Origin of the sequence: Autumnicola musiva, from assembly GCF_031846585.1 — a bacterium.
GTDB classification, from domain to species: domain Bacteria; phylum Bacteroidota; class Bacteroidia; order Flavobacteriales; family Flavobacteriaceae; genus Autumnicola; species Autumnicola musiva.
The window spans coordinates 470,670-496,565 of the sequence record NZ_JAVRHK010000002.1 but is presented as its reverse complement, the minus strand read 5'-3'; the positions used below and the strand labels follow the sequence as shown (position 1 = coordinate 496,565).

Genomic DNA, 25,896 nt, shown 5'->3' with positions numbered 1-25,896 from the left:
TTAGGAAATTTCTTTTAATTTCTTTTCTACTTCTTCTATAGGCAATTTTACAAATGCTTCCATAACTTCGTAATTTACCAAACCAAGCTTATGGTAATTAACGGCAGTCTCTTTGTTTCTTTCATAAGCTCTCACCGAGAATTCCCTTTCGTCATCACCTGTAAAAATGGATTTATTTTTTTGAGACGTATGCTGAAAAATTGCATTTCTTTTGCGTTCTACCTCTTGGGGTGAAAGTGGAACTGCCATTTCAATTTCATTAATTTGAAGTTCCTGCCAGGCACATCTATACATCCATAGCCAGCAATCCTTTACCCACTCTTCATTTATTAATTCCTGCAATGCCTTTAAAATAATTTTAAAACAAACTATATGAGTACCGTGGGGGTCCTGAAAATCTCCTGCAGCAAAAATCTGATTAGGTTTGATAGATTGGGGCAGCTCAACAGTTTGTGCTACATCTTCATTTTTTGGAGGGTTTTTAATTATTTTCCCGGTTTCATAAACGGTAACTCCATAAAATGAATATTTTCATCTTTTAAACCCGTGTAGCGTGCTGCCGCGCAAGCCTCACTTTTGCGAATAAAGTCTTTGACATTTAAAACAGATTTTAAATCAACCTGATTGGGTTTTTTAGAATTAAAAAACAACTTCATTTCTTCATATTGTTCTTTAATTTCAGTGGAATTGAGACCAATACTTTTATCAAAATCGATGGCGAATTCCATATATCTAAGAACATCACTGTTCCAAACCGCTGTGTTACCTGAAGTTTGATAGGCAACATAAACATCATGCCCCTGGTCTACCAATCATATAAAAGTACCCCCCATGGAAATTACGTCATCATCCGGATGGGGACTAAATATTAAAGATCTTTTTTGATGCGGAAATTCTCTTTCCGGTCTCTGCGAATCATCTGCATTAGGTTTTCCGCCTGGCCAGCCCGTTATGGTATGTTGTAGCTGATTAAAAACTTTTAAGTTAATATCGTAAGCAGATCCTACAGATGTAATTAATTTAGCCATTCCATTAGAATTATAATCTGCTTCTGTGAGTTTTAAGATAGATTTTCCAACTTTATTGGAAAGCCAGATGACGGCTTTCTTAACTAATCCTGAATTCCAGTTACAATCTTTTACCAGCCAGGGCGTGTCAAATCTTGTAAGGTTTGTGGCCAGCCGCATCCTTATCTACGATAAATTCTACATTGTCTGTCAATTGCAGATAGGTGGCCGGCACTTCGCCTGAGACTTTACCTTCAACAGCCTCTTTTATAATAGGAGCCTTTTTTTGACTCCAGGCCAGGAGAATAATTTCTTTAGCTTTTAAAATTGTTCCTATACCCATGGTAATAGCTTTCTTGGAACATTTTCTTTTCCGCCAAAGTCTCTTGCTGCATCGCTTCTGGTAAGATCATCAAGAGTAACCAATCGGGTTCCCGAATTAGGTGCTGAACCAGGCTCATTGAAACCTATATGAATTGTTCTTCCAATTCCCAAAATTTGAAGATCAAAAGCCCCATAATGATTGATTAAATTTTCCTAAGCAAGACAATAAGCAGGAATTTCCTTAAACTTCAACTGTCCATCTGGGATATGAATGTTCTCACGTTTTATGTCAATATGATTAAATAGATTTTTATTCATGAAGCGAACATGACTTTGGATACCCCTGTAAGATTCATAGGATAATATTCATCCAGATTGAAAGTTATGACACTATCAAAGCTTAAATTTTCTTTTTTATGTAAACGAACTAATTCTTTATAAATCGGAACCGGAGTTGTTCAGGTTGCAAGGCCTAGAACGCAGGTCCTACCCTGTTCTTTCCGTTCATCTATCAAGTTAGCTATTCGCAGAGCTACAGCTTCAGAAGCTGTTTCTTTGTCTTCAAATACCGTTAGTTTAAGACGTTCATACCTTGTTTCTTCAACAAAATTTAATCTGCTCATCTCAGTAAGTTTATAATTCGTATGTTTTATTGAAAAATTTATCAACTATAGCAATTGAACCTCCTAAAACAGGAGAATCGGCGCCTAAATCAGACAATTCAAACTCAGTTTGATCTACAAGCTGCATCATACATTGCGTGTTTAATGATTGCATCATTGGAGTGGTTATAAATTGTTTGGTTTCAGCAAAAACGCCGTGAATAATTATTGATTCGGGGTTAAATAACTGTATCAAAACTGCCACACCTTTCCCAAGGTTCTCTCCAACCTTCGAAATACAATCTATTGCGAATTGATCTCCTTTTTTCGCCGCATCAATTATTGAATCAAGATTAACATCTTCTATCTTTTTCCCATCCATATTGATTATGGAAAACTGGCCATTTTTTAATTCCTTTCTGACGTTTTTAACCAGCGCTTCACCTGAAGCTTCAGTTTCCAGACATCCTCTCTTACCACAATGGCATAATTTCCCGAATTCCTGAACCGGAATATGACCAAATTCTCCTGAAAATCCGTTTTTACCCCATTGCATTTTACCACCCATTATTATCCCAAGTCCTATTCCCCAATTCATTGAAATAACAAGAGCGTTAAGCTTATTTTTGGCCTTGCCTAGAACAAATTCTGCGATCGTACAGCTTTTTACATCATTCATTATGATTACTGGTAGATCAAATTTTGATTCAAATTTCTTTTCCAATGATTGTGTTACATCTTCATTTAGATAATAGGTATAGTTCTTTCCTTCTTCTGAATTAATTAAACCTGGCATTATAACACTAATTCCTAATACTTTATCAAAGGGAAGTTTAAATGTTTTGAAAATTTGATCTACTTGTTTGTATATAGCTTGTATCATTGAACTGGGAGAGTTCTTACCATTGTATTCCATTTCGGCAGACTCTATTACTTTCCGAAGACTGTTTAATAAAACAATTCGCACTCTGGAGTCTTCAAAATGAACATTTAAGGTATAGAACAAATTTTCAACTAGTCCATATACTTCCGGCCGCCTGCCCCCATTTGATTCGCCTGTACCAGTCTTTTTTAAGATATTATGTTCAAGTAAAGAATTTGCGGTATTTGTTATGGTAGGAACACTTATCCCCAATTTATCACTCATTTCTGATAGGGAAAGGGATCCATTATTATAAAGGGAAACAATTATTTCATGATACTGACGAAGTCGTTTCCTTTTGACTTTACTAAACTCGTTAACATCAGTTCTATTGAAAATGATATCAGACAGCTGCTCTGTCATACGATGGGATGTTAATTCATTCACGATACTTATGTATTATAAACCTTGATGTCAATTTTTACTCTAAAACCACATTAGAACTTCTAAATTTCAAGCTTTGAAATTATCTCATTTTGTCTTACTAAATGTTTTGGTAAATATTCTACACGGTCATAGCACAGCTGTTCCATCACCTGTTTAAACTGGGTTTTCATCATGCTGATAGTATGGTCACCACCTTTGTTTCCCAATGCTCCCACACCATACATGAATGATCTACCCATGAATGTAAATTTTGCACCGCAGGCTATTGCGCGGGCAATATCCGGACCGGATCGCAGTCCGCTATCCATCATTATTTCAATCTGATCACAATGCTTACCCGCAATACTTTGCAGAGATTTAATAGTAGATTCCCCGGCGTCCAATTGTCTGCCTCCATGATTGGAAACAATTATCCCATCGAATCCCATTCTTATGGCATCCTTTGTATCTCTTTCCGAAGCGACACCTTTTAATATTAATTTACCTTTCCATTTATCCCGAATAGGTTTTATCAGATCTTCATTCAACCTGCCGGAAAAGGTTTTATCCATAAATCGTCCCAATTGCTTCAGGTTTAACCCTTCCGGGGTATAGGATTTCAGGTTTTCAAAAGTTGAATGACCATATTTCAGCGTATTAAAAGCCCAGATTGGCTTTCCGGGTATCTGAAGAATGTTCTTAGCAGACATCTTTGGCGGAAGTGCCAGACCATTTCTTATATCCTTTGGCCGATAGCCAAAAGTAGGAACGTCACAAAGTAAAATTAACACCGGACATCCGGCATCGCTGGCTCGTTTCAAAATATCATTCCTAACCTCATCCTGAACCGGGTTGTATAATTGAAACCAGGCTCTACCATCTGTAATCCTGCTCCCTTCTTCAATATCCATAGTAGTCACCGTACTTAAAATGAAAGGAATATTGTGCTTATAAGCCGCTTTTGACAGAATTTGTGGTGAATTGCGCCACATTAATCCCTGTAAACCTACAGGAGCAATTCCAAAGGGAGCATCGAACTCCATTCCCAAAATACTTGTTTTAGTGGAGCTTTCTCTATAATTCCGAAGATATCGTGGTTCCAGCTGCACCTCCCTAATCTCCGCTGTATTTCTGGTAATATTCACATCTTCATTACAGCCTCGATATTCAAAAGCAAAAGCCGGCATGCGCTCCTTTGCTTTTTTCCGCAAATCTTGTACTGAAGGATATTGATTATCAAAAGCCATTATTGTGTGTCCTTTAATTCCAATTTAGCGCTAAATCTGCCGTAAAGAAAAATCACCATCAGACATATGAGGGGAAGAAAAAAAGAAAAATTCACCTCTGGCACACCAATTATTTCCACATCATCTACTGCATACCCCCCAAATCGATAATCATGCCTTGCAGTTTAGGCATTAAGGCTCCTCCAACGATAGCCATAACCAACCCGGCTGCACCAATTTTAGCATCATCCTCAGAAAAATTTTCCAGAGCAATTCCATAAATGGTAGGGAACATTACAGATAAAAAAAGCGAAATGGAAACTAATAGATACACATTGATGAAAATTACTCCTAAACAGGACATCCCCCCTAACAAGGCAAATATCCAAAGTAATTTTCCAGAACTCACAAATCTTAAGATCCATGTCCCAATAGCTCTACCCACAGCGAACAGAACAAATACTGCAATCTGATAATTTGCTGCCGTACTACCAGAAATACCAATTGACTCTGCATACTGGTAAATGTATGTCCAGCACATGATCTGAACACCCACATAAAACATCTGAGACCAAACTCCATAGGTATACCGTTTTCTTTTAAAAAGACTTAGAAAGCTCTTCCTAAGAGGTGGGAGTCCATTTTTACTTTTCACCTGAGGCATTTTACTGAAAAGAATAAGGAAAAACATAAGCAGTACCACGACACCAAGAATTACATAAGGATATCTTATTGTCATTAAATCTGAAGTTCGAACAGCGTCTTTTTGTGCCTCAGATAAGACTGAAAAACTTTCCAGATCATTGGATCTTAGCTTGTTCAATACATAAAATTGGGCTACTAATAACCCGGCTAACAAACCAACGGGATTAAATGCCTGTGCAAAATTTAAGCGCTGCGTGGAGGTTTTTGGTGAACCCATGGAAAGAATATATGGATTTGCCGTAGTTTCCAAAAAAGCCAAACCAAAGGTTAAAATATAGAGGCCAAGACAAAAAAACCAGAATTGCTCATATATTGCTGCTGGATAAAATAAAAGCGCGCCACCTGCATACAGAGCCAATCCAATTAAGATACCTGTTTTATAGCTAAATTTTCTAACAAATAAGGCAGCGGGAAGAGCCATACAAAAGTATCCGCCATAAAAGGCCATCTGAACCCAAGCTGCTTCGGAATTACTAAGTTCCAAAACTTTTTTGAAAGCCTGCACCATAGGATCTGTTACGGAATTGGCAAAACCCCATAATGCGAAAAGCGAGGTGATTAATATGAAACTGAACAGGTTTTTATTAGGTATGAGTTTATTTGATTTTCCCTGATTTTCCATTAATTTCAACTAGCAATTCTTCAGAACTCTCGAATTTAAAATTTGGGATATTTAAAGATAGGTTTCATTTCTACCCATTTTTGACCTTTTTTTGCTTCCGGTACAGCTTTCTGATACTTCCACATCAGCTTTTCCCATTCATCGGTAATTGCTATGGCTTTTTCAGTTAGATTTTTGTCTGAACCATCATAATTTTCATTAATATTTATAACCATCACCAATCTGTCATAAACATGATATACCTCCATCTCTTCAATTCCCTTTAGCTCGAAAGTTTCTAGAACCTCGGGCCAAACATTTTTATGATGTTCTAGATATTCTGCAATAAGATGCGGATTATCCTTTAAATCCAATACAAATATTTTTTTTGAATGTTTCATTCGATTATCTAAGAGCCCTGTCTAAATGCAAATATCTACCGTCAACAGAGAAAAACTGTCCTGTAATGTGTGCTGCCCTATTTGACAGAATGTAAACTGCAAAATCGACTACTTCCTCAATAGTCGTAAACCTGTTCTCTAAGGGAATTAGCTTTTGAATTTCCTCCAGTTTAGATTCAGCATTCTTTTGAGCTTTAACCCATTCTTCATATTGAGGTGTCATTACTTCAGCTGGAACTATAGCATTAACTCTTATTCCGAAGCTGGCCAATTCAGCCGCCCATTCCCTGGTTAAACCAAGTTGCGCTCCTTTAGCCGCTGCATATCCGGAAGTACCACCCTGACCAGCAAATGCCACCTTAGAGGAAATATTTAAAATGTTGCCCTTATTATTTTTCAGGTGGGGTAAACAGAACTTCGCCATACCAAAAAATGAATGAGGTTATTATTAAACGAATTTTTGAATTCTGAAACGCTGGAGGAAAGCCCTATTCCATCATTTACTCCGGCATTATTAACCAAGCCATCAATTCTTCCAAATTTGGCTATTGCTTCATCAACCACATTTTCATAGATCTCTTCATTTGCAAGATCTGCGGGAATAAATAGGTAGGCTTCAGCAAACTTCCCTAGAAGCTTTTCCATTTTCTCCCCTTTTTCTTTATCACGGTCTACAAATACAGGAATTCCTCCTTCTCTGGCTATTTGCTCACTTACACCTCCTCCTATACCAGCGGCACCTCCGGTAATAATGAAAACTTTACCCTTAATTCTGAGATCCACTACTCTGATTTTTCATTTAAAATTGCTAATTCAGAAATACCATATTCTTCACCAGAACCAACTGTTTGCAAAGCTTTTAATCTTAAATACCTAGCTTCTCTTTCCTTAAACCGTACTTCCTGTAAAATTGGATTGTTCTTAATGTTGCCAAATTCACCTTTCTTTGCGACCGTCCAGTTTTCACCATCTTCACTAGTTGAAAACTCATATTCTGTAATAATCTGTTCTGTAAGATCTTTAGGAGGCAGATAACTAAATCCGTTTAATTTCCTATTTTCACCCATGTCAATTAGAATTTCTTTATTCATTGAAAAACTACCGGTACTATTTGGGTTCTCATCAATAATCCGGTAAAATTTCCGAATTACGTTTCTCGTAGTATCAATGGGTCTCCATTTATTCTTAGCAGGATTAATACTTACCTTAGATGTTTCGCTATATTTATTAGTAAAGGGGTCATAGCTAATGGCTGAAATCTGTGCAGACTCTGCAAATTTGAATGCTTCTGAATATTCCTTTGAACTGCTATCTGGTTTTCCTGACGTATTTACCTCATAAAATATTTTGGTTTCGGGACCTGAAGAGATTTCAATTTCTCCTCTGGAGTTTCTGGAAATTTTAGGTGCGTCCAAAATTGGTGGTGCATAATACAGACCTATATTAGAGATAAGCGGAGTGTCTTTCTTCTCTAATATAGTTACTCTTATTTCATTGGTTTTTAATGCATTTAATCGCAAAATCCTTTTATAGCCTATAGTAGTTTGCTCTTCAATTATTTGCCATTCCCCGTCGATCATTGCTTCAACCTTAAATTTCTTAACCCGCTGACCTTTTTCTATAAACTCCTGAATTACGAATCTGTTGATTAGCTTTTCTTTTTCAAAATTAATTGTCAGCCACGGGTTATTCGAACCTGATGTAGGCATCCAGAAAGACCCAGTTACTTCATCAATTACATTATTAGGTTCGTAACCTTTTCTAAAAGAAGAAGCCTCTACATTACCACTTAAAGCTATATTTTCATTAAATACCTCGTCCAGTCTTTCCTTCAATTTATTCAGGGCGACAATATCTTCTTCTGGTATTACTCCTTCATCATTAACCGGTACGTTTAATAGTAATGACGCATTTCTACCAATGGAGTTGTAATAAATATCCAGCAACTCATTAAGATTTTTTACCTGGTTATCTTCGGAGGGATGATAGTACCAACCTGGCCTGATGGAAACATCGACTTCACCAGGTACAAAATGAGTTCCATCTTCATGTCCAAATTGAAGTTCTGCATAACGACCTGAACCGGCATAGACTTCATCCTTTTTTATAATACTCCAATTTGTTTCTCCGGCGATGCCGGCTTCATTACCTATCCAGCGAACATCCGGACCGTTATCTCCAAAAATCACGGCATCTGGCTGATATTTTCTAACGGTGTCAAAAACCCGATCCCACTGATAATAAGTGCGATGATCTATTTTTCTCGTTTCGTTTGCGCCTCCATAATACCCTGAGCCACCATTTGCACCATCAAACCAAACCTCAAAAATAGGACCGTAATTTGAGAGCAACTCAGTTAACTGAGTTACAAAATCTTCTATATAAGCATCGGTACCATAATCTGGATGATTACGATCCCATGGTGATAAATATACCCCCATCTTAAGACCGTACTTTTCACAAGATTCCGCCAGCTCTTTAATTATATCACCCTCTCCGTTTTTCCATGGGGAATTTTTAACCGAATGTTCAGTTGTTTCAGTAGGCCAAAGCGCGAAACCGTCATGATGTTTAGCTGTAATGATAACACCTGTCATACCGGCATTTTTCATTACTCGTGCCCATTGATCGGTATCCATATTTTTTGGATCAAATAGATCAGGGGATTCACTTCCTTCCCCCCACTCTTTATTGGTAAATGTGTTCATATTGAAATGAATAAATCCATAGTATTCCATTTCATACCACTCTAATTGGCGTTGAGATGGTAGAGGCCCAACAGGTTCAATTTGAGGGGCCCTTACACATCCAAGCAATCCAATTACAACTAAACTAAATATGAAAACACTTTTTAAAATCTGCACCTGAACTTTATTTAATTTTTAAATCTATAATCTTTCTGAATTTCTAAAACTACATGTAGGACTTTACATTTTGCTTTGAAACTCCCAATTGGTCAATTCCAAGTTCGACTTCATCTCCCGGCTTTATGTACAAAGGTGGTTTTTGACCTAACCCAACACCCGAAGGAGTACCTGTTGAAATAACGTCGCCGGGTAGCAAGGTCATAAATTTGCTCAAATAGCTCACTAAAGATTGTATTCCAAAAATAAAACCTGAAGTATTACTTTGCTGCATTATTTTTCCATTTAGCTTTAACCATAAATTAAGATTGTGCGGATTTGCAATCTCATCCTTAGTTACAAAATAAGGTCCTAAAGGCGCGAAAGTATCGCAACTTTTTCCTTTTACCCACTGTCCACCACGTTCAATCTGAAATTCCCGCTCACTATAATCGTTATGCAACAAATATCCTGCAACATAATCCATAGCATTGTCCTCCCTGACGTAACTTTTCTTTTTTCCGATTACAACTCCAAGCTCCCACCTCCCAATCGATTTTATTGCTGTTCTTAGGGATGATCAGATCATCAAATGGTCCTACAATTGCTGATGTGGCTTTAAAAAAAATAATTGGCTTATTGGGTAATTCTGCCCGGTTTCTTCTGCATGTTTTACGTAGCTAAGACCAACACAAATTACTTTGGAAGGTCTACCAATAGGTGGACCCAGGCGCTCTGATTTGGCAATTTCCCTACTACTCTCAAAGTTATGCATCAACAAAGAACTTAATTTTGCAAGCCCCCCACCATCAAAGAATTGTTCGCTGTAATCCTTACAAAAAGAAGATACATCAATCCTCTTTCCATTATGCAATTTTACACCCGGTTTCTCTTTTCCGGGCTCACCGAACCTTATTAATTTCATATTAGCTGTTTAAATTTATAAACCCTCCATCTATCTATTGAATAATTAGAACCGGTAATAAAGGACGCTTCGTCAGAACACAAATAGAGAGCCAGAAATGCTATTTCTTCCGGGGATCCCATTCTTCCAATAGGCTAGGTTTTTGATAATTTTTCAAGCATTTCTTCTTCCTTACCAGAATAATTTTCTTTCAGAAAACCATCAACAAACGGAGTATGCACCGGCTAGAGATATGCAATTAGACCTTATACCAAAATCAACATAATCCTTTGCTATCGAGTAAGTCATCGTCAAGACAGCTCCTTTAGACATGGAATCAGCAAACCGATCTGAAATACCTACTACAGAAGCGATACTGGTCATATTAAGTATACAGCCCTTTTCCTTTCCTTCATCCCCGGTATCACTTCGTACACACAATTATAAATACCTTTAATATTTGCATTGTAGACCCTATCAAGATCTTTTTCAGACGTCTGCTCAATATTTCCAATATGCGCAACACCGGCATTGTTTACCAGAATATCAACTGTGTATTTTTTCTGAATTCCAGATAATACATTTTTGCACTTCTTTAAAACGTAAAATATCACATTGTTAAAATTCATAACCACTTCTATGTTCTTCATGAAAATTGGCAATTTTTGAATCATCATATTCCAGGATAATCACAAATCCTCCATGTTCAATAAACTTCTCCGAAATTGCTTTTCCAATTCCGCTGGCACCTCCAGTTACTATTGCTGTCTTACCTTCTAAATTAAAAATTTGTTTCATAAATATCTTATAGAGAAACCCCTCTTTTCCAGGGTATAAAATCATCCTGTTGCAAAATTCGGGCACAGGCTTTCTTGTTCCACTAGCTACTTTGATAACTAATTCTAAAAGCTCATCAGCCAATTTGTATGGATCTGCTCCTTCCGATATAATTCTTCCGGCGTCAAAATCGATAATATCCGTCATTTTATTCTTCAATTTCGAATTTGAAGAGATCTTTATAACAGGGCAAACAGGGTTACCTGTAGGCGTTCCAAGGCCGGTTGAAAACAGGATAATATTTGCTCCGGCTCCGGCAAGGCCAGGGGTAGATTCTACATCATTGCCGGGAGTACATAGTAAATTCAGGCCTGGAGTAACAGCGTATTCACCATAGTCTAAGACATCATTCACTTGCCCCTTTCCTCCTTTTGTGGCTGCACCGGCCGATTTTATTGCGTCTGTAATGAGACCGTAGTTGATATTTCCTGGTGAAGGATTCATATCAAATCCAGATCCTGTAGCTTTGGCTCTATTATTATAATTTTCCATTAGGCGAACAAACTTTTCAGCCACTGGATTATTTGCACATCGATTGATAATATTTTGTTCTACCCCACACAATTCCGGGAATTCAGATAAAATTATTTTACCTCCTAAAGCAGTAACTTTATCGGCAACAATTCCCATTAAAAGATTTGCTGGAATTCCCGAAAACCCGTCTGAACCTCCACATTCCATCCCAATAGACAATTTACTCAACGGAGCCTTTACACGATGAACATTGTTCACCTTTTTTAATTCTTGAAATGTTTCCAAAACAGCTTCTGACAGCATTTTATTTTCTGTTTCGAACTGTTGCTGCTCAAAAAACAATATTTTTTTACTATTATTCTTTAAATTTAATTCTTCCTCAAGCAAACGGAATTGGGCATGCTGACAGCCTAGACTTAGGATAGTAGCACCCGCTACATTGGGGTTTTTAATGTATCCTGATAATAACTTAACCAATAATTTGGAATATTCACGCGTCCCCCCACAACCTCCTTCATGAGCTAAAAACTTAAGCCCGTCAATATTCTGAAAAAGCGGTTCGACAAAAGAATATTCCTGACCTAAAACCTCTATTCCATTATCACCATATATTAGGTTCATTAACTGCAACTTATAAGGGTTTTCCTTTTTATACCCCAAAGCTGCTTCAAAAGCATCCTTTAAAATTGAAATATTCCGATTCTGACAAAAAACAAGCGGAATAAAAATCCAATAATTAGCAGTTCCTACCTGGACATCTTCCCTGAGGTAACCTTCAAATACTTTATCCGTTACTTTTTGCTTTTCTTCAAATTGATTGTCAGAAATTGGAAGTTCCGGAATGCTGTAATTACCTGCACTATGCATCACATTCTCAGTTGTTAGAAGGCTCCCTTTTGGAATAGGTAATCTAGCCTGGTCTACATCCATACAGTACATAAAAATCTTATTGAAAGATTTCAGGTCTACTAAAGAAATCTTATGTTTAGCAGGAATATTTTCTTGAGCTTCAATATTATGTCCATTGATAGATAAAATAGATTTGAAGGGCAGATCCTGAAAACCAATAGCAACATTGTCCTTATTAGATACAAGTAAAATTTTTTCCATTTAACAATGATAGATTCAATTCAAAATTAGCAGTTTTAAGTATCCTAACATTGCACTAAGTATCCTGAGAATAAAACAATATTTGCAACAGTGAAAGATTGATAATTTTATTTTATTATTGAGGTAAACTTGGGATGAAATCCAATTATATTTTTTAAAAAGTGATTTCTTTAATAGATGCCCACAGTTTTCTTAAAATCAAACTTCCAACAATGGTAACTACAGTAAGAATAACTGTCTCGAATGTTTTCCATATATCCAATATCCTGTTGCAAATAATGCGCTATAAATAACTATACAGCCTACAAAAGTTGCTGCCAGGCCCGAAGGAACATTCCATTTTTCGTTAACTACTTTATCACTCAGATTGGATTTTTCTATAATTCTTTTCCAGCCTGGCCCACCGGGCCTGATCTTCCGATAAAAATTAATTAAGGTCTTTTCATCTTCAGGTTCGGGAAGAAATGTAACCCGAAGCCATACAAGAGTAGTTAGTAAAACTAAAAAGGATACATCATATATTCGGAAAATAAACCAGTATAATTTACTCCGCCTTCAGCGTTGGCCCACCAAAAAGATAAACCCCAAGGTCACTAAGATTTAATAAAATGGAGAAGATTCCTGATATCAACATTGCCGATATTTCACTCCAGGCATTTATTCGCACCAAAACCATCTGAGAATGAATATTAATCCTGTTCCTGCACCAAACATTAAAATAATATTGGATAGTTGCAAAGCATTTTAAAGTGCAAGCGCCAACAAAGCCGAAAAAAGAATAAGCAGAACTGTAGAGATTTGACCAACATTAACCAGTTCTTTCTAGGAAGCATTCCTTTTGATATATCTGCCATAAAATCACTTACAATATAGGAGGACCCCCAGTTTAAATGAGTAGAGATTGTAGACATATGGGCCGCCACCAAACTGGTAATCACTCCCCCCAATAATCCGGATGGAAGCTTGGTAAGCATTGCAGAATATGCCAGATCATGACCAAGTTTATCCTCAGAAATATTTGGAAATGCCTCCTGCAAACTGGCCAGATCAGGGTATACAGCAAGAGAGGCTAACGCAACCAGGATTCAGGGCAAGGGTCGAAACTCATAATGAAGTATATTGAAAAAGAAGGTTACCCAAATTGCATGATTTTCATTTTTAGCAGTCAGCATCCTCTGCATAATATAACCACCTCCGCCGGATTCTGCACCAGGACACCACCATTGCACTGCCAGAGGGATGATGAATAAAGTAATTAAAAGTTCAGTAATGGAAAAATCTGGTAAAATGGAAAGTTTATCCGTGACGTCTTTGTTTGCCATCAAACTTTCAATTCCCCCGACTTCCGGCAGGTTTACGCAATAAATTGCAGCCCCTACCTGTGATAGCGACAAAAAACAATAAGAAATCAGTATATACCACTCCTTTAAATCCTCCCACAGCACTAAATATTACGGTAACAAGCCGGCTATCCCCACAGTTTCAATTGGATACAAGGTTGCATCATTCCCACTGTACTTTAGTTCATAAAATTAAATATCGGTTGTAACTCCGGATCCTCTCCACAATTTTGCATACAAAAACTGTAAGTAATCCTGTAAGCAAAAATTCCCACTATCCCCAGTTTCTGACTACCCCCTGATTACGAACTATGTCGGTCACAAGATTTGGTGTATCTCTAGAAAATTTAGTGGCTACCATGGAAATCCCAAGTAACCACCATAGCATAGTTCTCCCTTATAGAAAATATTCAGTGAAATCCAGGCCGGATTTCCTGGAAACGTAAAAAAACGGTTCCTAAAGCAATAACAAAAAAACAAATATGAAGAGGTAATCAATTAAAGATAATTTTATCGTTATGTAATTTAATTAAGGAGTGATGGGATTTATAATGTTCCGGAAAAATTAAGAATAGCTATAGCCAGGCAGGTGATATTCTAAAAGCAAAACTTTTCCAAAAGCAAATTATAAAGAATTACTTAGACCTAGTTGATCTTAATATCCCACAGTCGAACAATTTGTGTCACATACAGTACCGTTTAAATTTCTTAAATTATATAAATTTTTGTAATTTTGTTAAAATTTTGTTTATATATCTATGCCTTTTCATTTCTAATAGCAATCCAGCTATATATTCCGATTCGTAGTCTACTACTAATTAATTTATTACTTTTTAGAATGTTAAAAAGATTTAATTTACTTCTCGTTCTGGTTTCTTTTTTCAGTTCTTGTAAAAAGACTGAAAGTACAATAGATGTTAAATCAAAATCTCTTCATGAGGCTAATGAATATCTTACTAAAACTATGGTATATGATATTTTTTCGCCACCAGTAGCTAGTCGAATTTATGCATACTCCAACATTGCCGCTTATGAAGTTATAGCTCAATTTAATTCAGATTATGTAAGTTTAGAAAAACAATTGAATGGTCTAACCGCTCCGCCTCAACCTGATTCCAAGGTGATTGATCCGAGTATTGCAGCATTGGTAGCTTTCTATGAAATAGGTCGAAGTTTAGTTTTTTCCGAAGATATATTAATTCAAAAAAGAGATAGCTTATTTCAATCCTGGAAAGATAAAAATGAAGAAGTTTTCACTGTTTCGGAAGCTTACGGGTTGATTATAGCCAATCACATTAAAGATTGGATGCAACGGGACAATTACAAAGAAACCAGAACTATGCCTAAATTTGTTGTGCAAACCGACGATGTAAGTAGATGGAAACCAACTCCACCGGCTTATATGGATGGAATAGAACCAAATTGGCATAAGATACGTCCTTTCGTTCTTGACTCTTCCAATCAATTTAAACCAATTCCTCCGCCGGAATTTTCAATGGAACCAGGTAGTATATTTCACAAGCAATTAATGGAAGTATACGAAGTGCGAAATGAAATGGGAAAAAGTGAAAATAAAGATGAAAAAATGGCTATTGCTAAGTTCTGGGATTGCAATCCTTATGTTTCTGTTAATAAAGGCCATTTGATGTTTGCCACGAAAAAAATTACTCCAGGCGGACATTGGATTGGTATCACCCAAATAGCATGTGAGAAAACAGGGGCTGATATGGGCAAATCGATTTACACGTATACCAAAACCTCTATTGCGATTGCTGACGGTTTTATTAGTTGTTGGGATGAAAAATATAGAAGCAATCTGGTAAGACCAGAAACCTTAATTAATAAATTTATAAATGAAGATTGGAAATCTGTTCTTCAAACTCCACCTTTTCCGGAATATACCAGTGGACATTCTGTAATATCAGGTTCGGCAGCTACCGTTCTTACCGAAATATTTGGTGATAATTTTGAATTTGATGATGATACAGAAATAGAATACGGCTTACCTGTTAGATCCTTTCACTCTTTTTTCCATGCATCGTTAGAAGCTGCAAATAGTCGTTTATATGGTGGTATTCATTATAGAGCAGCAATTGAGGTTGGTTTAGAACAAGGAAAAGCTGTCGGAAATTATATTAATCATAATTTAATAATGTCCAATAAAGATATTGAAAAGGATAATTTGGTTAATCATTAGCTTGAAAGCTTTTAGCCGCGATCTCACTAATACCTGAAAATTTGTAAGATTTATCACAAGCTAAACTTATCTTTTATTATTTTTAAGGAGCAGTGGGATAAGCAGAGTGTTGTTTGCAAATGTGAGAGCCAAGGAACACTTTTGGATCAAAAGCAGGTGGAGCTACGAGTGCAAACAATGCAGGAGTAGGATATCCCTTCGCAGCGGGACCATCATGAAAAGTTCAAAACTATCTTTTTTGACTTGGTACAAAACCATGTTTTTGATGAGTGCCACTAAAAAAGGATTTTTCAGCAAAGAGATTCAGACCCAGCTGGGCCTAAAAAGATATGAACCGGTCTGGGCGATGGTGCACAAAATACGAAAAAAATGGGTAACAGGGACGCCCGCTATACTTAGAAGGGATGATCGAGATGGACGAGGGCTACTTTACTGTGGAATCATCTGAAGTAGAACAGGATAAAGGGATACTTGCCCGGAGAGCTGCCGGAAAACGAAATGTGGCCATCATGACTGAATCCACTCCTTTGGAAAATATAAAGACCGGGAAGAAATCAAGATAGGCCGTTTATTTTAAGGCAAAGGTTCTCAACAGATCAAACGATACGCGAATCGATAGATGAAAAGAGTTCTCTGGTGTCGCGTGGTTAGAAACCAAGTTCTGAAAACTGTACTCCGATCTAAATCGGGACGTGCTTTACTGAAAAGATATAATGCACCCAACAAGGAAAAAGGAAAGGTATAATCCTATAACTTACCTTAAATTTATTTTTAAGAAGGACTATCTCATAAGGTGTGTAAATAGAAAAATAACAGGGGTCGTGTAAGAAAAATTACCAGGAAACTCTTCACTTCCTTCCGGTTAAGTGACCAGTAAGTGACCAGATTCCAAAAGAAAATTTCTACAGACGTTTAAAAGAAGCCCTGAACCTGGAGTTGCTTTATCCAATCACTCAAAAGCTTTATGGAGAAGTGGATAGACAAGTATCTATGCGGTGGTCTTTTTCAAGAGAATGGTGGGAGAAAATTTTCTCTTCCCGCAATATTAAGAATCGATTTTCGTGTCCATTCTTCTTTATTACTCCACAATTTATGAAGTTGTTCCTGATAATCAAGATAAGACTGGTAATTCTTCAATAACAGGTATGGATCCTGCTGCAGGAGATTCTTATTAATTGGCCTAAACAATTCTGTGTCTCCATCAGAAATTTTCCCGAAACCATAATGTCTAAAGCATTTCTTAATTGTACGTTTTATTCATAACAGGCAGCCTTGCCAGCCCCAATTTATCTAAACCTGTTCCATATCCTAACTATAGTAAATCATTAATTTCTATGCCCAATGCCTGTTTCTCTATTAGTGGTGACATAAGAAGTTAAAAGATTTTTTTCAAGATAAGGAAGAATTAATTTCTTCTTTGGAAGATCCCAGATTTACTTCAATACATGTTGAGGAAAGGTGATTTTTATCATATCGTTCTGTTTCATGTCTTAGTAATTGAATATAAAATTCAGGATATTAGAGATGAACAGTTTAAAAGGATGATAACATAGATAAGAATAGCCTTCTTCCTATCTTTACCAGCTTCAATTTTATCAGGTGTTAGCGCAGAATTTCCAGGGTAATATAGCAGATACAGAAAGAAATATTTCAAAAACATTCCTTTAATTTTATCTATTTAATCCAAAATTTATCCAAGTTCCTATTATGCAATTCTTTATATTGATTAATATTTTAACTAAAACTTAATTCCATGACAAACATCAATTTTAAACCGATGGTATTCATGCTGTCATTGCTTCTGATGGGATTCTTTTCCTGTAAAAACAACGGGGAAAATGAAAGTAAAACCGCAGATGCAAGTTTATCAATCGATTACGAAAAGTACGAGCTGGATAACGGGCTCAACGTAGTCCTTCATCAGGACAAATCAGATCCTATTGTTTCTGTCGCCATTCAGTACGGAGTGGGGTCTAACCGTGAGAAAAAAGGACGTACGGGTTTTGCCCACCTTTTTGAACATATGTTGTTCCAGGAATCGGAAAACGTTCCGCAGGATCAGTTCTTTAAAAAAATTCAGGATGCCGGTGGAACTCTAAACGGCGGTACATGGCAGGATGGAACCGTTTATTACGAAGTGGTTCCAAAGAATGCTTTGGAGATGGTGATGTGGCTGGAATCTGACCGTATGGGTTATCTTATCAATACCGTTACCGAATCTGCTTTTGCAAACCAGCAGGAAGTGGTTCAAAATGAAAAGCGCCAGCGGGTGGACAATAATCCTTACGGCCACACTAACTGGGTGATTGATAAAAATCTTTATCCGGACGGGCACCCATATAGCTGGCAGGTAATTGGTGAATTGGAAGATCTGCAAAGTGCAACCGTAGAAGATGTAAAGGAATTTTACGATAAATTTTATGGCCCTAACAATGCTACCTTAGTAATCGCCGGAGATTTTGATGAGTCCAATACCAGGAAAATGATTGAAAAGTATTTTGGAGAAATCAAAAAACGGCAGGAAGTAGAACCTCTTCAGACACAAACGGTATTACTTGATGAAACAAAGCGATTGTACCACGAGGACAATTTTGCCACAGCACCACAGCTTAACATGGTGTGGCCTGCGGTAGAACAGTACAACAAAGATGCTTATGCTTTGGATTTTTTGGGTGAAGTGCTTTCAGACGGAAAAGAATCTCCCTTATATGAAGTACTCGTAAAAGAAAAAGAACTGACTTCCCAGCCTTATGCTTTTAACGGTGCTGATCAGATTGCCGGAAAATTCCGCATTTCGGTTACCGCGAATGCCGGCGTAGATCTTGACAGCGTTGAAGCAGGAATTGAGGAAGCTTTCGCACTATTTGAAAAAGAAGGTGTTACAGAGCGTGATATTGAACGCATAAAAGCAGGACAGGAAACCGATTTTTATAACGGAATAAGTAGCGTACTTGGCAAATCTTTTCAGTTGGCCCAGTACGATGTGTTTACGGGAAATCCCGGATATATTGAAAAAGATATAGAAAATATTAAAGCAGTTACAAAGGAAGATGTGATGAGGGTTTATAATAAATATATAAAGGACAAACCTTTTATCCTCACCAGCTTTGTACCCAAAGATGAAATGGACCTTATTGCTGAAAATTCTGAAAAAGCCGAAGTTGTTGAAGAAGAAATTACTGAAAATGTAAAAACCGAAATAGCAGAGAACCAACAGGAAATCAAGAAAACCCCTTCTGAATTTGATCGTTCGGTTCAGCCTGAAATGGGAGAAACACCCCAGCTTAGTATACCGGAATCCTGGACAGTGGAATTGGACAATCAGATGGAAGTATATGGGATTGAACAAAATGAACTTCCGCTGGTAAATTTCAGCATGGTAATAGACGGTGGCCATTTACTGGACGATCTGGATAAAAATGGAGTAGCTAACCTCATGACCGATATTATGATGGAAGGGACTGCCAATAAAACACCTGCAGAACTTGAAGAAGAAATTGATTTGCTTGGCGCTAATATCTATATGTATACCACCGATGAATCTATAGTGATTCGGGGAAATACTTTAGCGCGTAACTTCAACAAAACCATGAATTTGGTTCAGGAGATTCTTATGGAACCACGATGGGATGAGGAAGAACTTGCCCGAATTAAAACAAGCACCATTAACAGCATAAAAAGATCCGATGCCGATCCTAATGCTATAGCAGATCGTGTTTATGATAAAGTGCTCTACGGGGAAAATCATCCTTTGGCCTACCCCACTTTGGGAACTGTAGAATCTGTGCAGGAAATTACCATGGAAGATTTGAAGAATCACTATAATCAATATTTTTCACCAAGCGTAGCGCGTTTTCATGTAGTTGGAGATGTATCCGAATCTGAAGCTTTGGCAGCTGTAGAAGGCCTTAAAGAAAACTGGAAAGCCAAAGAAGTAACTATCCCGGAATTTGAAATCAAGAACGAACGTGATAAGGCTTCTTTATATTTTGTTGATGTGCCTAATGCAAAACAATCGGTTATCAATATTGGTTATATAGCCATACCACGCACAGATGAAGACTTTTTCCCTGCTGAAGTGATGAACTATAAATTGGGAGGTTCTTTCTCTGGAAATGTGAACCTGATTTTACGTGAAGAAAAAGGATATACTTATGGTGCAAGATCTGGCTTTAGCGGAACTAAAATTCCCGGAACTTTTACTGCTTCCTCCAGCGTGAGAACAAATACTACCGGAGAATCTGTAGAAATATTCAGGGATGAAATTGCCAAATATAAAGACGGGATCACTAAAGAAGACCTGGAATTCACCAAAAATGCCCTTATTAAATCCAATGCCCGTAGATTTGAGACACAAGGTTCATTATTGGGTATGCTTCAGGAAATGAGTGCGTATGACCTGGATCCAAAATATATTGAAAATGAGGAAGAAATTATTGGAGGTATGACTTTGGAACAGCATAAAGAGCTCGCCAACAAATATCTGGATGAGTCTAAAATGGCGTATCTTGTTGTAGGAGATGCTTCCACACAATTCCAGCAATTTAGAGAGATTGGTTTTGATGAAGTTAAATTACTAAATAAAGAGGGCGAAGAGGTTAAACTTTCTGATGTTAAACTGTAATTAATTCAGTTATTTAAATAAAAGAGGCTACCTAAGACTATTTCTGTCTATGTCATCAATATGATCCCAGTGAAAAATTAACTTTAAGATTATTATTTTTCGAACCTGGGTTAAGATGGCACTTTGAATTTAGTTTGCGGGCAGCCTCTTTTTTCTTATTCTCATACTTTCTTTCGGTATGATTAATCTGTTAACAAATAGTCATTTTTTTTTAATTTCTCTGTACACAAAGATTTTACATTTGCGGCTTTGACTTTTAAAATGAAACCCCCGTAATGGTAATAGCAGAAAATATTAAAAAGGAACATATTGCCTCAACCAAAATGTTTCGTTCCCTGAACCCTTCTTTAAAGCAGATGATCCTGAAAACCCATAATGTGCTTCAAATAAAGAAAGAGGTTAAACAGGCTTCAGATATAGGTCTTGATGCCTGGGAAAATTTCACGGCTACTTCCTACGCCAATAAGGTAATAGTAAAAGAAATAATTGAGGAACAGAATTTATTTTCATCTAATCAAACTCTGGAATATTAGAAATACAATGTATTAATTGCTTTTGTAGCAGGTTTTGAACAGTTCAGTCCGGTATAAAAAGAATGCCGGAATCTAAGACTTCAACCGACCCTACTCAGTGAAGTATTTTCAATATCCGGCATCCGATTATAATTCAAAATTAGGAGATTAGACAAAAGAATAATTACGGTTTTCCGTAATAATCTTTTTTACAGGTAATAAACTACTGGATTTATGGCCGTTATAACCAAAAAATAATTTAAATTTTCTTAAACAAGCTCAGGATAAACCAGGATAATTTTGGTTCATAAGGCTGCGAAAAGGTATTAAAGTACCAAATTAAATTCCAAAAAATTATCTGGATACTGTTTTTAAAGAGCAAAGAATTTCTTCTACAAATTTACGATCATTGGACATAACGGGAATTTTATGCTGTCCTCCCAATTTTTCTTTACTCTTTAGCCATTGATAAAATGTACCCTCGGGCACCTGTCTCACCACCGGCCTGTGAATAGCCGTATCGGCCTTTCTTTTTTCACGATAGTCTTCGTTCAACTGGCAGAGTTCTTCATCCAATATCGCTGCAAATCTTTCAGGATTAGCGGGAGCTTTTTTAAATTCAATCACCCATTCATGATATCCTTTTTCCCCCTGACTGTAGAAAAAAGGTGCCACCGTAAAATTTTGCATAAGGGCACCGGTTCTTTTACAACTTTTTGAAAGAGCTTCCTCCCCCTGTTCTGCAAATAAATCTTCACCAAAAACATTAAGACAATGTTTGGTACGCCCCATAATTTTAAAACGGAAAGGATCTACTGAAGTAAATTTAATACTATCACCTATTTTGTATCGCCATAAACCGGAATTTGTGGAAATTACCAGGGAATACCTTTTGCCTGTTTTAACTTCACTAAGTGAAACCGTTTCAGGAAAATCATCCTCATAATTTTCCTCGGGAAGAAATTCATAGAATATGCCATAATTAAGCATGAGCAACATTGAAGTGTCATGTACCAACTCCTGGATTCCGAAAAATCCTTCAGTTGCATTATAAATTTCCTGGTAACGCAGTGATCCTGCTTTATCAAGTTCTTCGAAAAGTGGTTTATAAGGACCAAAAGAAACCGACCCATGAAAAAACACTTCCAGGTGCGGCCATACTTCCTTTATATTTTCAATCTGTTGCTCTTTCTGAATATGCTGAATTAAAAGCAGCATCCACATGGGAGAACCTGCAAGGCTGGTTATTTTTTGACGGGAAGTGACTTCTGATATTGCTTTCATTTTTTTCTCCCAGTCATTCATAAGGGCAACCTGTAATCCGGGTGTTCTCCCAAGCTGTGCCCAGAAGGGGAGATTTTTCATTACAATGGCAGAAATATTACCTGTATAGAAGTTATTTTTCCCGCTATAGGGATTCCCTTCCTGGCTTCCACCTATGGAAAGGTTTTTTCCACTAAGCAATTGGGAATCCGGGTTATTTCGAAGATAAATCGCCAGCATATCTCTTCCTCCAAGATAATGGCAATTACGTAATCCTTCCATAGAAACAGGAATAAGTTTACTCCTGCTTTCTGTTGTACCAGACGATTTGGCAAAATTTTTGATCACGCCCGGCCAAAGCACATTTTTTTCACCCTGCACCGCCCGCTCTATAAAAGGGGTTAAATCACTGTAATTTACCACCGGAACTTTTTCCCTGAAATCATCAAGACCGGAAATGGATGAAAACAGGTATTTTTTACCATAAGCTGTATTCTCCCCTTTTTTCAGCAAGTCCCTAAGAACCCTTTCCTGAATTTTTAATGGATTTTCCTTCATCTCATCCACTTCCCGCAATCTCCTTTTCAGGTATTGATTTCCCAGCCTGTTAAATAATTTCATGTATATTCTAATTATTCAGAATTGCCATCAACAATTCTAAGCAACTTCATCCTGAAATGAAGATAATTAATCCGTTTGATTATAGCAGACAGTTTAACCTTCTTTATTAAAGTGAAACTACCTCTTTATTGAAAATTTTCAGCTAATGTACGTAAAGGTATTTTTTCCTTTTCTGAACAGGCTGTAAATTTTATTTATTCAGAATTTTCTTATCATCTTGCTTCAACAAAATATAAATTCGTTGCCCAGATATAAAAAAACTGTAACTTTAGGGAAACTCCACAAGGAGAAATTCAAAAATTAAATCAGGCAGCAATTTTGATAGAAAGTTTTCCAATTTTTAATGTGCCTTTAAAGACCAAGTTAAAGTTATTTTAACCATTTACAGTATTTTGAAAAAACGCAGGCTATTGCTATGGCTTCCCCTGCTCTGCTTTACCTGCTGCGGAATCTATTCCTGTGCTCCCAAATTACAGGATGTAGAAGCCCCAATTGACGAACCCCAGGAGTTCACCTATTCAGGCGATGATTTAGTCCCTGACAAATGGTGGACAGCTTTTGATGACCCTGCATTAAATTTACTCGTAGAAACCGGCCTTGAAGAAAACCTTGCCCTTGCAGGAAACTGGGAACAATTTAGAGCAGCTTTGGCTGTAGTGAGAAGGGAATCTTCTTATCTCTGGCCCGCAATAGGGGCCTCAGCTCAAACTGCGAGGAGCCGCCCGCAACCTGATTTTGCAGGTGGTGAAAATTTCCAGTTAGGACTTTCTGCTTCATATGAAGTAGATTTATGGGGAAGGATTCAATCCGGTATTGAAGCTGAGGAATTTCGCGCCCAGGCTACATACTACGATTACCAGTCGGCTGCCATGACTCTTTCCGCAGAAATAAGCAACGCCTGGTACCGGCTGCTTACTGCAAGAAAACAGCTGGAACTGGCGAATAAGCAAATTGAAACCAATGAAAATATCATGAGGCTTATCCGGGCACGTTTTGTAGGCGGCCAGATAAGAGCTGTAGATATCTTAAGACAGGAACAATTACTGGAAAGTACAAGAAATCAGAAAATTGCTTATGAGACCCAGGTGGAACTTTTTGAAAATGAGCTGGCAGTTTTATTAGGTTCTCCACCACAGAATTTAATGGAATTACCTAAGGACAGTCTTCCGGGCCTGCCACCACTTCCGGCTACCGGCCTTCCGCTGGAACTTATTCGTCGTCGCCCCGATGTTTTGCAGGCTTATAACTTGGTATTAGCAACAGACCGGGATATGGCACAGGCCATACGGAGTAAATTTCCGCAGTTGTCATTAAATGTTCAGGGCCAGAACCGTTCCAACGACTACAATTCACTTTTCCAGAACTGGGCATATACTCTTGCCGGTAATATTGCAGCGCCAATATTCTATGCCGGCAGAATAAGAGCAGAAGTAGACAGAACTGAAGCTTTAAAAAACCGGCAGCTTTACCTTTATGGACAAACTGTACTTACCGCATTCAGAGAGGTAGAAGATGCAATGGTAAGAGAAATAAAACAGAAAGAACAGCTTGAAGTATTGCAACGGCGAACAGAGTTAGCCGAGAAAACCAGTAGACAATTAAGACTGGAATTTCTAAATGGCATAAGCGAGTATCTTGATGTATTGCTTACTTTAGATCAGGAACAACAATTGGAAAGGGATATTCTTGAGGCAAGGCAAAGTTTACTTGAGATAAGGGTTGCCCTATATCGCGCTCTGGCAGGAGGATTTGAGCCAGAAAGGCCTGCAGAACCTTAACAGAAAAAGAAAGATTAAAAAATTATGAGTACCAAAAAAATAATATTCATCTGCATTGGAATATTGCTGATTGGAACGGCGATAACCTTTGTTATTTTCAGTACAGAGCCAACGGCGCAGTCTGAAGGCAGTACCCGGAAGTCTGCTATGCTGGTTGATGTGGTGAAGGTAGAAAAAGGTAGTTATCAGCCTATGATTGTGGCAACGGGAACAGTGCAGCCTGTAGAAGATGTAATGCTAAGCCCGTTAGTAGGCGGTCAAATTATTAAAAGATCTGATGCCTTTACACCAGGAGGATTTGTACAAAAAGGAGAGGTTCTTTTACAAATTGACCCTTCTGATTATCGCAATACTTTAGAAATGAGAAAAAGCGATTTACTGCAGTCACAAACCAATATGGATATGGAAATGGGGCGCCAACAGGTGGCCCAGCAGGATCTTCAGCTTATTGGTGGCGATACACTCTCAGAAGAAGAGCGGTCACTTGTCCTGCGCCAGCCCCAGCTAAATGCCGTAAAGGGAAATATAAAGGCCGCACAGGCATCTGTGGAACAGGCGCAATTAAACCTGAATCGCACCACTATTAAAGCTCCTTTTGATGCACATGTACTTGCACAAAATGTTACTTTAGGCTCCCAGGTGACTCCAGGTGATGATCTTGGGCGTCTCGTAGGTACAGATGCATACTGGATTAATCTTACTGTACCGGTAAATAAGCTGCAATGGCTATCTTTTCCCGATTCTGAAGAAGAAAAAGGTTCAATGGTTAAAATTAAAAATTCCACCGCATGGCGGGGCGAAGCTTATCGTACCGGATATCTGGACCGACAGGTAGGAGCCCTGGACGACCAGACAAGACTCGCCCGGGTTCTTGTAAGGGTTCCAGATCCCCTGGCACAGGGAGATACACTGCAGGACAAACCTGAACTTATGATTGGAGCGTTTGTGGAAGCGCAAATAATGGGGGAAGAAATAGAAAATGTGGTACGCATAGATCGTGATTACGTACGCAGCAACCGATCTGTATGGGTAATGGAAGAAGATAAATTAAGCATAAGAGATGTTGAAATTATCCTGACTGATGCTGAATACGCCTATGTAACCACTGGATTACAGGAAGGAGACCTTGTGGTAACCACTAATTTAAGCACTGTTGCTGAAGGCATAGATCTCAGGGAGGCGAAAGATTCTACGGCTGCGGGTATGGGAACAGAAGAGCAGGAAATGCAAGAATAGATT

General features: G+C 37.7%; 14 protein-coding genes and 6 pseudogenes. 6 read left to right on the top strand and 14 right to left on the bottom strand.

The features are described from left to right. The 12 genes and pseudogenes from RM539_RS04665 to RM539_RS04610 form a co-directional block, all read right to left on the bottom strand. Window positions 1-1,954 (bottom strand): annotated as a pseudogene (locus RM539_RS04665) (6-phosphogluconolactonase). Between the two features lie 10 nt (window positions 1,955-1,964). After that, window positions 1,965-3,218: an ROK family transcriptional regulator gene (locus tag RM539_RS04660; RefSeq protein WP_311502265.1), complete on the bottom strand. Its 1,254-nt coding sequence runs from the start codon at window positions 3,216-3,218 to the stop codon at window positions 1,965-1,967. Between the two features lie 83 nt (window positions 3,219-3,301). Continuing rightward, window positions 3,302-4,468, bottom strand: coding sequence for an alpha-hydroxy acid oxidase (locus tag RM539_RS04655; RefSeq protein ID WP_311502264.1), 1,167 nt, complete (start codon window positions 4,466-4,468; stop codon window positions 3,302-3,304). Then, window positions 4,468-5,774: pseudogene (gene fucP, locus RM539_RS04650) on the bottom strand (L-fucose:H+ symporter permease). Before fucP ends, RM539_RS04655 begins: the two are co-directional and overlap by 1 nt. A 35-nt stretch (window positions 5,775-5,809) precedes the next feature. Then, window positions 5,810-6,154, bottom strand: coding sequence for an L-rhamnose mutarotase (locus RM539_RS04645; protein WP_311502263.1), 345 nt, complete (start codon window positions 6,152-6,154; stop codon window positions 5,810-5,812). Window positions 6,155-6,158: 4 nt separating this feature from the next. Then, a pseudogene (locus tag RM539_RS04640) lies at window positions 6,159-6,937 on the bottom strand (SDR family oxidoreductase). Next, a complete protein-coding gene (locus RM539_RS04635) occupies window positions 6,937-9,018 on the bottom strand; it encodes an alpha-L-fucosidase (protein ID WP_311502262.1) in 2,082 nt (693 codons plus the stop codon). The pseudogene RM539_RS04640 and the gene RM539_RS04635 overlap by 1 nt, the downstream one beginning before the upstream one ends. A gap of 49 nt (window positions 9,019-9,067) precedes the next feature. Next, window positions 9,068-9,922, bottom strand: a pseudogene (locus RM539_RS04630) (fumarylacetoacetate hydrolase family protein). Continuing rightward, the gene (locus tag RM539_RS04625) at window positions 9,919-10,044 is read right to left on the bottom strand and encodes an SDR family oxidoreductase (RefSeq protein WP_311502261.1); all 126 of its coding nucleotides are present in this window, start codon (window positions 10,042-10,044) and stop codon (window positions 9,919-9,921) included. Before RM539_RS04625 ends, RM539_RS04630 begins: the two are co-directional and overlap by 4 nt. A gap of 79 nt (window positions 10,045-10,123) precedes the next feature. Continuing rightward, window positions 10,124-10,530 (bottom strand): annotated as a pseudogene (locus RM539_RS04620) (SDR family NAD(P)-dependent oxidoreductase). Beyond that, window positions 10,520-12,322 (bottom strand): UxaA family hydrolase, encoded by a 1,803-nt coding sequence (locus RM539_RS04615; protein ID WP_311502260.1) that lies wholly within the window; start codon window positions 12,320-12,322, stop codon window positions 10,520-10,522. Before RM539_RS04615 ends, RM539_RS04620 begins: the two are co-directional and overlap by 11 nt. A 1,085-nt stretch (window positions 12,323-13,407) precedes the next feature. Continuing rightward, on the bottom strand, window positions 13,408-13,716 hold the full coding sequence (locus RM539_RS04610) for a hypothetical protein (RefSeq protein ID WP_311502259.1): 309 nt from the start codon (window positions 13,714-13,716) through the stop codon (window positions 13,408-13,410). Between the two features lie 784 nt (window positions 13,717-14,500). On the opposite strand from RM539_RS04610, the gene RM539_RS04605 reads away from it, so the two are divergent. Then, window positions 14,501-15,859 (top strand): vanadium-dependent haloperoxidase, encoded by a 1,359-nt coding sequence (locus tag RM539_RS04605; RefSeq protein WP_311502258.1) that lies wholly within the window; start codon window positions 14,501-14,503, stop codon window positions 15,857-15,859. Between the two features lie 33 nt (window positions 15,860-15,892). Further along, window positions 15,893-16,489 (top strand): annotated as a pseudogene (locus RM539_RS04600) (IS1595 family transposase); the annotation flags it as partial. 375 nt (window positions 16,490-16,864) lie between these two features. On the opposite strand, the gene RM539_RS20065 reads toward RM539_RS04600, so the two are convergent. After that, the gene (locus RM539_RS20065) at window positions 16,865-17,104 is read right to left on the bottom strand and encodes a glycogen/starch/alpha-glucan phosphorylase (RefSeq protein ID WP_432264608.1); all 240 of its coding nucleotides are present in this window, start codon (window positions 17,102-17,104) and stop codon (window positions 16,865-16,867) included. A gap of 508 nt (window positions 17,105-17,612) precedes the next feature. On the opposite strand from RM539_RS20065, the gene RM539_RS04595 reads away from it, so the two are divergent. Then, window positions 17,613-20,483, top strand: coding sequence for a M16 family metallopeptidase (locus RM539_RS04595; protein ID WP_311502257.1), 2,871 nt, complete (start codon window positions 17,613-17,615; stop codon window positions 20,481-20,483). Between the two features lie 275 nt (window positions 20,484-20,758). Beyond that, window positions 20,759-21,016 carry a hypothetical protein gene (locus RM539_RS04590; RefSeq protein ID WP_311502256.1) on the top strand — a complete coding sequence of 86 codons (258 nt, stop codon included), beginning with the start codon at window positions 20,759-20,761 and terminating at the stop codon, window positions 21,014-21,016. A gap of 333 nt (window positions 21,017-21,349) precedes the next feature. Here the strand turns inward: RM539_RS04590 and RM539_RS04585 are convergent, their stop codons facing one another. Further along, window positions 21,350-22,879 (bottom strand): GH3 auxin-responsive promoter family protein, encoded by a 1,530-nt coding sequence (locus tag RM539_RS04585; protein ID WP_311502255.1) that lies wholly within the window; start codon window positions 22,877-22,879, stop codon window positions 21,350-21,352. A 392-nt stretch (window positions 22,880-23,271) separates the two neighbouring features. Between RM539_RS04585 and RM539_RS04580 the strand changes: the two genes are divergently transcribed. Both RM539_RS04580 and RM539_RS04575 read left to right on the top strand, forming a co-directional pair. Then, window positions 23,272-24,657, top strand: a complete 1,386-nt coding sequence (locus tag RM539_RS04580; protein ID WP_311502254.1) for an efflux transporter outer membrane subunit — start codon at window positions 23,272-23,274, stop codon at window positions 24,655-24,657. A gap of 24 nt (window positions 24,658-24,681) precedes the next feature. Continuing rightward, window positions 24,682-25,893, top strand: coding sequence for an efflux RND transporter periplasmic adaptor subunit (locus RM539_RS04575; protein ID WP_311502253.1), 1,212 nt, complete (start codon window positions 24,682-24,684; stop codon window positions 25,891-25,893). Window positions 25,894-25,896 lie beyond the last annotated feature (3 nt).